The 10,030-nt window shown below is 44.3% G+C and carries 8 protein-coding genes and 9 tRNA genes; 16 read left to right on the top strand and 1 reads right to left on the bottom strand.

Annotated features, from left to right (window positions below):
* The first annotated feature begins 210 nt into the window (after window positions 1–210).
* From D0463_RS15110 to rocF, 10 genes are all read left to right on the top strand, one after another.
* A tRNA-Asn gene (locus D0463_RS15110) sits at window positions 211–285 on the top strand.
* Between the two features lies 1 nt (window position 286).
* Window positions 287–359, top strand: a tRNA-Thr gene (locus tag D0463_RS15105).
* A gap of 22 nt (window positions 360–381) precedes the next feature.
* Window positions 382–456 (top strand) — tRNA-Glu (locus tag D0463_RS15100).
* Window positions 457–464: 8 nt separating this feature from the next.
* Window positions 465–540 (top strand) — tRNA-Val (locus D0463_RS15095).
* Between the two features lies 1 nt (window position 541).
* Window positions 542–617, top strand: a tRNA-Thr gene (locus tag D0463_RS15090).
* A 22-nt stretch (window positions 618–639) separates the two neighbouring features.
* Window positions 640–724 (top strand) — tRNA-Tyr (locus D0463_RS15085).
* Between the two features lie 82 nt (window positions 725–806).
* Window positions 807–881, top strand: a tRNA-Gln gene (locus tag D0463_RS15080).
* A 3-nt stretch (window positions 882–884) separates the two neighbouring features.
* Window positions 885–957 (top strand) — tRNA-Lys (locus tag D0463_RS15075).
* A gap of 53 nt (window positions 958–1,010) precedes the next feature.
* Window positions 1,011–1,086: transfer RNA gene (locus tag D0463_RS15070), tRNA-Ala, on the top strand.
* A gap of 195 nt (window positions 1,087–1,281) precedes the next feature.
* On the top strand, window positions 1,282–2,184 hold the full coding sequence (gene rocF, locus D0463_RS15065) for an arginase (RefSeq protein ID WP_117308213.1): 903 nt from the start codon (window positions 1,282–1,284) through the stop codon (window positions 2,182–2,184).
* Window positions 2,185–2,371: 187 nt separating this feature from the next.
* Here the strand turns inward: rocF and D0463_RS15060 are convergent, their stop codons facing one another.
* Window positions 2,372–2,560: an aspartyl-phosphate phosphatase Spo0E family protein gene (locus D0463_RS15060; protein ID WP_117308212.1), complete on the bottom strand. Its 189-nt coding sequence runs from the start codon at window positions 2,558–2,560 to the stop codon at window positions 2,372–2,374.
* Window positions 2,561–2,718: 158 nt separating this feature from the next.
* On the opposite strand from D0463_RS15060, the gene sigW reads away from it, so the two are divergent.
* The 6 genes from sigW (at window position 2,719) to glmS (ending at window position 9,898) form a co-directional block, all read left to right on the top strand.
* Complete coding sequence (gene sigW / locus D0463_RS15055; RefSeq protein ID WP_117308211.1) at window positions 2,719–3,282, top strand: RNA polymerase sigma factor SigW; 564 nt, start codon at window positions 2,719–2,721, stop codon at window positions 3,280–3,282.
* A gap of 15 nt (window positions 3,283–3,297) precedes the next feature.
* Window positions 3,298–3,906, top strand: coding sequence for an anti-sigma factor family protein (locus D0463_RS15050; RefSeq protein WP_117308210.1), 609 nt, complete (start codon window positions 3,298–3,300; stop codon window positions 3,904–3,906).
* Between the two features lie 220 nt (window positions 3,907–4,126).
* On the top strand, window positions 4,127–4,948 hold the full coding sequence (gene cdaA, locus D0463_RS15045) for a diadenylate cyclase CdaA (protein WP_117308209.1): 822 nt from the start codon (window positions 4,127–4,129) through the stop codon (window positions 4,946–4,948).
* Entirely contained in the window at window positions 4,941–6,242 is a 1,302-nt protein-coding gene (locus D0463_RS15040; RefSeq protein ID WP_117308208.1) for a CdaR family protein, read from the top strand. The genes cdaA and D0463_RS15040 overlap by 8 nt, the downstream gene beginning before the upstream one ends.
* Before the next feature lie 51 nt (window positions 6,243–6,293).
* Entirely contained in the window at window positions 6,294–7,643 is a 1,350-nt protein-coding gene (gene glmM / locus D0463_RS15035) for a phosphoglucosamine mutase (RefSeq protein ID WP_117308207.1), read from the top strand.
* A gap of 452 nt (window positions 7,644–8,095) precedes the next feature.
* Window positions 8,096–9,898, top strand: coding sequence for a glutamine--fructose-6-phosphate transaminase (isomerizing) (gene glmS / locus D0463_RS15030; RefSeq protein WP_117308206.1), 1,803 nt, complete (start codon window positions 8,096–8,098; stop codon window positions 9,896–9,898).
* Window positions 9,899–10,030: the final 132 nt, after the last annotated feature.

Raw genomic sequence — 10,030 nt, 5'->3', positions numbered from 1 at the left:
TCAGCGCCGATGGTAGTTGGGGGATCTCCCCCTGTGAGAGTAGGACGTCGCCAAGCTGAAATTATTCCGCAGTAGCTCAGTGGTAGAGCAACGAGCCATACTGCAATGAATTACCTGCGAGTTGTACTCATCGAGCCGCTACTTGGTTCGGCTTACTGAGATGAGGACATTCGGCAAAGTGATATAAACTTTAGGATGATATTTAACTATTCCGCAGTAGCTCAGTGGTAGAGCATTCGGCTGTTAACCGAACGGTCGTAGGTTCGAGTCCTACCTGCGGAGCCATGCTTCCATAGCTCAGCAGGTAGAGCACTTCCATGGTAAGGAAGAGGTCAGCGGTTCGAGCCCGCTTGGGAGCTTCCTATCTATATTATTACATATGGCCCCTTGGTCAAGCGGTTAAGACACCGCCCTTTCACGGCGGTAACACGGGTTCGAATCCCGTAGGGGTCACCATACATATTGGAGGATTAGCTCAGCTGGGAGAGCATCTGCCTTACAAGCAGAGGGTCGGCGGTTCGATCCCGTCATCCTCCACCATGCCGGTGTAGCTCAATTGGTAGAGCAACTGACTTGTAATCAGTAGGTTGGGGGTTCAAGTCCTCTTGCCGGCACCATTTTTATCTTTTAATCATATGTGGAGGGGTAGCGAAGTGGCTAAACGCGGCGGACTGTAAATCCGCTCCCTCCGGGTTCGGCGGTTCGAATCCGTCCCCCTCCACCATTAAAAATCTTGTGGATCAGTTATATGTTCTCTGTAAGAGGGAATTATATGATTACCACCTGTTTTTTTATAAGACTATTTTTGGGCTATAGCCAAGCGGTAAGGCAACGGACTTTGACTCCGTCATGCGTTGGTTCGAATCCAGCTAGCCCAGCCATAGGAGCCATTAGCTCAGTTGGTAGAGCATCTGACTTTTAATCAGAGGGTCGAAGGTTCGAGTCCTTCATGGCTCACTTTCTAGTGAAAAAAAACATCTATTAAATGGCGCTATCACTTTCTATAGAATGGGGCCTTAGCTCAGCTGGGAGAGCGCCTGCCTTGCACGCAGGAGGTCAGCGGTTCGATCCCGCTAGGCTCCACCATCAACTACATACACGAAATTTTCGTCTTAAACCTTTTCGGTTTAGGACTTTTTTTATTTTATCCACTTAATTGGTTGAGAGGTCTTTTCACTTTAATGAAATTGAAACCGCATACTTATGCATGAATTTGTTGGGTTGAACCATATGAATATTCAGATATATTATAGAATAGTAAGAAAGGGGGCCTATAGAGAGATGACGACTAAAAAAATATCTATCATTGGATTACCTATGGATCTTGGACAAACGAGGCGTGGCGTAGATATGGGACCGAGTGCCATACGTTATGCCGGAGTGGTTGAAAGATTGGAAGCTTTGGAAATAGAAGTGGATGACTTGGGTGATATTGTTGTGGGAAGACCCAGGCTGATCGAAAACCCAAATTCCAATTTAAAAAATCTTGAATTAGTAGCTAAAGGAAATGAAATGCTAGCCGAACAAGTAGATAAGATTATTCAGGATAACGCTTTTCCGCTCGTATTAGGCGGGGATCACAGCATTGCGATCGGAACGCTCGCTGGTGTGGCCAAGCATTATCAGAGCCTGGGCGTAATTTGGTATGATGCACATGGTGACTTAAACACAGAAGAAACGTCACCCTCAGGCAATATTCATGGCATGCCGCTTGCCGTAAGCATCGGATTGGGTGATCCTGATCTCATTAATCTTCACGGGTATGCTCCAAAAATAAAGCCTGAAAATGTCGTCATTATAGGCGCGCGATCCTTGGACCAAGGGGAACGGGAATTGATAAATGCCAAGGGTATCAAGGTTTTCACCATGCATGAAATCGACCGTCTAGGAATGACTAAAGTAATGGAAGAAGCGATCCATTATTTAAAGGAGCGGACAGATGGAGTCCATTTATCATTAGATTTGGACGGATTAGATCCGCAAGATGCACCAGGAGTCGGAACTCCGGTAAACGGAGGGATCAGCTACCGGGAAAGCCATCTCGCTATGGAAATGCTTGCCGAGTCTAAAATTGTGACTTCGGCCGAATTTGTAGAGGTTAACCCGATCCTGGATGAAAGAAATAAAACGGCAACTGTAGCCGTTGCTTTAATGGGTTCTCTATTTGGAGAAAAACTACTCTAAAAAAATGAAACAGTAACCGCCGGGTTACTGTTTTTTTTGAAAAGATAAGAAAGTATCACTTTTTTAACTTTGATAGGTGTCTAGCTACGACGCACACGACGTGACGGTCTTGTCGGCCAGCGCCCAGCCGCTTGGACTAGCACAGGATGTGCTGGTGTCGACGTAAGACATAAGGAAGTGGCAGCTTTTAGTCGACGGTTCTTACAAAAGGGCGCTTGCGCTTTTCTGATAGGTGAAGATATTGATTTATAAGCATATCAAGTTCTGTGCTAGCTTCTATTACTTTATGATCGATCATGGAAGAGGAATAAGAGGCTAGATTAATCATTCTTTCTCTGCATTCTTCAATATTACGCAAAAGCTGTTCCGCAGTCATTTGGCATTCCTCTCTTTCAAGTCATCGTTTTTTTATATTACCGCTTTTTTTATTTCATAAACATATATCGGCATGGTTTGTTAAAATTAAAGTGAAACCTTTTTAGCTTGCGATTCGTAAATATCGTATAGCCGCATGAAGCGGAGGTAAAGTGGCGAATGGAAGAATTAATAAAAAAGAGAATTAAACAAGTCTTGAAGGGAGATCAAGACGCATTTGGGGAGATTGTCGAGCTGTATAAGGACAAAGTATTCCAAATCTGTTTCAGAATGCTCGGGAATAGACATGAAGCGGAAGATATGGCCCAGGAAGCGTTCCTGAGGGCATATGTTAATATTCAAAGTTTCAATATTAACATGAAGTTCTCCACATGGCTGTATCGGATTGCCACAAACCTGTGCATCGACCGGATTCGCAAAAAGAAACCGGATTTTTATCTGGATGCCGAAGTCGCAGGTGCGGAAGGCTTGGATATGTACTCCCAAATTGCCGCTGATACGGCTCTGCCGGAAGATGAAGTAGAGTCCTTAGAGCTGCAGGAAACCATTCAGGCCGAAATACTTAAGTTGCCCGAAAAATACAGATCGCCTATCGTATTAAAATATATTGAGGAACTATCGCTGAAGGAAATCAGTGAAATCTTGGACTTGCCTGTAGGTACTGTCAAAACGAGAATACATCGCGGCCGGGAAGCGCTGAGAAACCAGCTGCGTCATTTATAGAAGAAGGTGAGACATATGAAATGCCCTGAAATCATCGACTTTATGCATGCATATTTAGATGAAGACATAAAGAAGGAAGACGAGGATATTTTACGAGAACATCTGCGCGGTTGCCAGGATTGCCAGACTCATTTTCATGAGCTGAAAAAAGCGGTTGCCTTCGTTCAGAGCACTTCAAGAATATCAGCTCCGTCTGATTTTACTCAGAGGGTTATGGCCAGCCTGCCAAAAGAAAAGAAAAAGATAGGGGCCGAGCGTTGGTTAAAGAACCATCCATTTTTGACGGCTGCCTCTTTGTTCCTCATTTTGATGGCGGGAACGATGTTTGGAACATATAACCAGGATCAGAGTTTTTCTGTTTCCAAACAACCGAACCTGATTGTTGAAAATGAGACCGTGATTGTCCCAGCGGGGGAAACGGTCAATGGCGATGTAGTTGTCCAAAATGGAGACATCCGGATAGAAGGGGATGTCAAAGGCGATGTAACCGTCATTAACGGACACAATTATCTAGCTTCAGCCGGAAATGTCACCGGTGATATTGAAGAGGTAGATCAAATATTCGAATGGCTTTGGTTTAAAATAAAAACTGCAAGCAACGCCATTTTCCAAGTAGAAGATTAACATTCAAAAAAAGCTGTCCCAGATTAGCAGATAAGATTTCAAGCGAAGAAAGCATTTGCTCTTCAACCTCTGAAGTCACTGCTAATTGGGGACAGCTTTTTTTCGGACAACTCAAATACGAGGCACTATTATATTTAGAAGTATCAGAAGAAACTATGGTATAATACTAAAGTTACATGTTAGAACAATTTACGAACATTGCCCGACTGGAGGAAGTAACATGTCATTATCCAATTTTACTTTCCTGGATTATATAGTGAATTTCATTGATATTCTCCTTGTTTGGTTTGTGATATATAAACTATTAATGGTCATTCGAGGCACGAAGGCTGTTCAACTGCTGAAAGGCATTTTTGTGATTGTGGTTGTACATAGCCTGAGCAGCCTGATTGGATTGAATACACTTGGATGGTTGATGCAACAAGCAATGACATGGGGATTTCTTGCAATCATTATCATTTTTCAGCCTGAACTGCGCCGGGCCCTTGAACAATTGGGCAGAGGCAAATTGTTCACCCGCAGTGCCGGACAGGAAGAAGAAGAGCAGGACCGGTTAGTAGAAGCATTAATTAAAGCCGCTTCTTACATGGCGAAGAGACGGATCGGAGCACTTATTTCAATTGAGCGGGAAACAGGTCTTACTGATTATATTGAAACGGGAACCCCGCTGAGGTCAGAAATTTCGAGTGAATTACTGATTAATTTATTTATCCCGAATACCCCTTTGCACGACGGAGCCGTGATTATCCAAAACAACCAGGTAGCGGCCGCCGCCTGTTATCTGCCGCTTTCGGAAAGCCCCTTTATTTCGAAGGAACTCGGCACAAGGCACCGCGCTGCCCTTGGAGTGAGTGAAGTAACAGATTGTATTACGATCGTCGTCTCAGAAGAAACAGGCTCAATCTCTCTCACTAAGAATGGGGAGCTACATCGTGAATTGGATCAGGATGAATTCAAGGAAATTTTAACAAGAGAACTTATTATGGAAAATAAAACATCTTCTTCAGTACGCTGGAATTGGAGGGGAAAGAAAAATGGATAGATTTATGAACAGCCCATGGTTTTTTCGAATTGTCGCTTTTGCCTTAGCTGGTCTTTTATTTACTTCCGTTAATATTGAAACTGATTCCAGCAAGCGGCCGATTGGTTTAAATACGCCGGGACAAATGGATACTGAAACAATCGAAGATATCCCTGTGGAGATTGACTACGACCAGGAAAACCTGGTAGTGACCGGCGCTCCGCAAACGGTGGATATTACATTTGAAGGAACAAAAGCACAGTTGATTACTATTAGAAATCAGCGTGAATTTAGAGTATACATCGATTTATCGGATCCTGAAATCACTGTTGGAGAGAAAAGGGTCCCTTTGAAAATAGAGGGCATGAATGAAAAGGTGACAGCGACCATTAGCCCAAAATACGCCACAGTCACGGTTCAGGAAAGAGTGACAAAGGAATTTTCGGTGGAACCGGAATTTAATCGTTCTTTACTGGAGGAAGGATATACAGTCGAGAAGGCTGTTGTGAGTCCGGCAGCGGTTAAAATTACCGGAGCCAAAGATGTGATTGAGAAAGTATCATTTGTGAAAGCGAATGTAGAACTGAATAATGGCATAAACGAAAGTATAAACAGACAGGCGACTGTACAGGCGTTTGACCGTGATTTAAACAAGCTTGATGTGGTGATTGATCCTGAAGAAGTCACTGTGTCAGTGGATATTAACATTCCATCGAAAAGGGTGCCAGTCGTACCGGTTCAAACCGGAACCCCGGATAATGGCGTGACGGTTACGGATATAAGTGTGGATCCAAAAGAAATCACGCTGTATGGGAAAGAATCCGTTCTCAATGCCATTAACGAAGTAAGCTTGCCTGTGTCTGTTAATGATATAGAAGGCAATACTGAGATTGAGGTGCCAATCATTATGCCTGATAATATCCAAAAAATGTCTAGGGAAATGGCCACTGTCAATATTAAAACAGAAAAACAAGATTCCGCGGGCAATGAAGAGGAAGCCCCAGAGGACGAAGAAGCAGCCGCACAGACAAAGACCATTAATAATCTATTGATACAGCCTGTTGGGCTAAACGATGATATGGAGCTGGAATTCGTCTCCCCACGTCAGGGGCGGTCAAATATTACTCTTTTAGGAGACCCGGATGAACTAAGAAAAGCTACCGCCTCCAACATTCGTCTCTCCATTAACGTAGAGAGATTGGAAGAAGGAAGACATGAGGTTGCCATCCAGGTAAATGTGCAAAACAAAGTGAAGTGGGAGCTGCCGTCGCGAAATGCAACGGTCACAATCACCCAAAGAAATGAAGAAACGTAAAACGCCTATAACGAACAGTTCAAAGAACAATTCAAATAAGGAGCGATATTGATGGGTAAATATTTTGGTACAGACGGAGTCAGAGGGGTTGCGAACAGCGAATTAACTCCTGAGCTTGCTTTTAAACTCGGCCGCTTTGGCGGATACGTGCTGACGAAAGATACAAAGCGTCCGAAGGTACTAATCGGCCGTGATACGCGAATATCGGGACATATGCTGGAAGGTGCTCTAGTGGCGGGGTTATTGTCCATCGGCGCTGAAGTCATGCGTCTTGGTGTGATTTCTACTCCCGGAGTAGCTTATTTGACAAAGGCTTTAAGCGCGGAAGCGGGCGTGATGATTTCCGCTTCCCATAATCCGGTTGCGGACAATGGGATTAAATTTTTCGGACCGGATGGTTTTAAACTGTCTGATGAGCAAGAAGAAGAAATCGAACGGTTGATGGATTTAGATACGGATGAGCTTCCTCGACCTGTCGGCGGTGACCTAGGTCATATGAACGACTATTTTGAGGGCGGTCAAAAGTATATTCAATACTTGAAGCAAACAGTTGATGAGGACTTTACAGGCATTCATATCGCTCTTGACTGTGCACACGGAGCGACCTCTTCATTGGCCACTTATCTGTTTGCGGATTTGGATGCCGATACATCTACGATGGGAGCAAGTCCGAATGGCCTCAATATTAATGAAGGTGTCGGTTCAACCCATCCGGAAGCGCTGGCTGCATTCTTGCAAGAAAAAGGTGCGGATATCGGCCTGTCTTTTGACGGCGATGGGGATCGTTTGATTGCGATCGATGAAAACGGAGATATCGTGGACGGTGATCAAATTATGTATATCTGCGCGAAATACATGAAAGAACATAACCGCTTAAAACATTCTACGGTTGTGTCTACGGTCATGAGCAATCTAGGGTTTTACAAAGGGTTGGAGCCGCATGGGATCCAGAGTAAGCAAACAGCTGTGGGTGACCGTTATGTAGTCGAAGAAATGAGAAAAGGCGGCTACAACCTTGGCGGCGAGCAATCCGGACATATTATTTTCCTTGATTACAATACGACAGGTGATGGCTTATTAACAGGACTGCAGCTTGTCAATATCATGAAAGTAACAAAAAAATCTCTTTCCGAGCTTGCGGCCGAAATGAAGAAATTTCCTCAAAAGCTTGTGAACATCAGAGTTACCGATAAACATGGAGTGACTGAAAATTCCAAGGTTCAGAAGATTATCAGCGAGGTTGAAGCTGAAATGAACGGAAACGGAAGAATTCTGGTCAGACCATCCGGCACAGAGCCGTTGGTGCGTGTGATGGCGGAAGCTCCGACCGAGGAGCAATGCCGTCAGTATGTAGATCGCATCGCTGTTGTGGTAAAAGAGGAAATGGGACTGGATGATTAATACGGATATGCATAAGAGGAACTTCTTTCCCTCTTATGCATATTTTTATATAGAGCATTGGTTTAACGAGAGACTGGAAGGGAAAAACGTGGTAGTCTATATTGTCTTGACGGATACTAGGGAATAGGGTATGATTATCCTGTTTTTGCAGAACCAATTGCAAAAATATGTCCAAATTTATAAGGAAGGAGAACAGAATAAAGAAACACTTTAAAGCGCCTGGACTAAGCTTGGACGGAATTGCTTAGTTGACGAGGAGGAGGTTTATCGAAGTTCGGCGGATGCCTCCCGGCTGCACGTGCACAGCCGCAAGAATTTCTATCTTAAAACAGCGGGGTAACCTGTTGGACAAAGGATAGGAACTGCACACATAAAAAATATACAGAGATAAGGGGGCAGTATTGCCCTCGTGCATTACTGTTCCCCGAATCGGTATTGGAGGAACACGATTTATGTGTGGTATTGTCGGTTATATTGGAAATAATGATTCAAAAGAAATCTTATTAAAAGGGTTAGAAAAGCTTGAGTACAGAGGTTACGATTCTGCCGGTATCGCGGTAAAGAATGAAACAGGGGTTCAGGTATTCAAGGAAAAAGGACGCATTGCCGACCTTCGCGCTATTGTCGATGGAAATGTAATGGCGCATACAGGCATCGGTCATACCCGCTGGGCCACTCACGGTGTTCCTAGCCAGTACAATGCACATCCGCATCAAAGTACGACTGGCCGCCTGACTCTTGTTCACAACGGCGTTATCGAAAACTATGATCTTTTGAAGCGTGAATATTTACAGAACGTGGACTTCCAAAGTGACACGGATACAGAGGTTGTCGTTCAGCTTGTCGAAAAATTCGTCCTGGACGGATTAGAGGTTGAAGAAGCTTTCCGTAAAACATTGACGCTATTAAAAGGCTCATACGCCTTCGCATTGTTAGACAACCAAAACGACGAAACCATTTTTGTCGCAAAAAATAAAAGCCCGCTGCTTGTAGGTGTTGGAGAAGGCTTCAACGTAGTCGCTTCCGATGCAATGGCCATGCTGCAGGTAACGGATCAATACCTTGAGCTAATGGATAAAGAAATGGTCATCGTCACAAAAGAAAAGGTGACGATCCAAACCCTTGAAGGTGAAGAAGTCATCCGTCAGCCATTCACAGCAGAATTGGATGCAAGCGATATTGAAAAGGGCACATACCCGCACTATATGCTAAAAGAAATTGACGAGCAGCCTGCGGTTATGCGTAAGATCATCCAGGCATACCAGAATGAAGAAGGCAAGCTTGCAATCGATTATAATATTGCCGAAGCGATGAGCGGGGCGGACCGTGTTTATATCATTGCTGCCGGAACCAGCTATCATGCAGGCCTGGTAGGAAAGCAACTGATCGAAAACATGGCGAAAATACCGGTAGAAGTTCATATTGCTTCTGAGTTTGTATACAATATGCCGTTACTTTCTGAAAATCCATTGTTCATCTTCATTTCCCAAAGTGGGGAAACAGCAGACAGCCGTGCCGTTCTTGTAGCGATCAAGGAGCTTGGTTATAAAGCTCTGACGGTTACGAACGTACCTGGTTCGACGCTTTCCCGTGAAGCGGATTACACGTTGCTGCTACATGCAGGCCCGGAAATTGCCGTTGCTTCAACAAAGGCATATACCGCTCAAATTGCTGTACTTGCTATTTTGGCAGATGTAACAGCTAAATTCCGCAAACAAGGTGTGGAATTCGACCTTGCCCATGAGCTAGGAATTGTCGCAACTGTCATGGAAGCACTTGTCGACTCCAAAGACCGAATGGAAGAGATCGCGCGTGAATATCTGTCTGTAACAAGAAACGCTTTCTTTATCGGACGCGCAATGGACTATTTTGTAGGCGTTGAAGGGGCTCTGAAGCTGAAAGAAATTTCTTACATCCAAGCAGAAGGATTCGCAGGCGGCGAATTAAAGCACGGTACCATCGCTCTTATTGAAGAGGGAACACCCGTCTTTGCCCTTGCAACCCAAGCAAATGTAGCCTTAAGCATCCGCGGCAACGTCAAAGAAGTTGCAGCCCGCGGAGCCTACCCATGCATCATCTCCATGAAGGGCCTCGATACCGAAGAGGACACCTTCGTCATTCCGGAAGTGCATGAACTATTAACACCTCTTGTCTCTGTAATACCGTTCCAGTTAATTGCTTACTATGCAGCGCTGCACCGCGATTGTGATGTGGATAAGCCGCGTAACTTGGCGAAGTCGGTTACGGTGGAGTAAGGAAATAAGGTTACTATGTTGGTAACTATACAATATTGTTGGACACTCAACATTAATATTTGTAACTGAGTGGTGTCCTACCATAAAAATAACAGTTCTTACAAAATAACAACGTTCCTTAAATAAAAAGAA

The organism is Bacillus sp. V59.32b, assembly GCF_003429085.1.
In the GTDB taxonomy this organism is placed as follows: domain Bacteria; phylum Bacillota; class Bacilli; order Bacillales; family DSM-1321; genus Peribacillus.
Note: the sequence above shows the minus strand (reverse complement) of the source record. Positions and strands in the feature narration are given on the sequence as shown.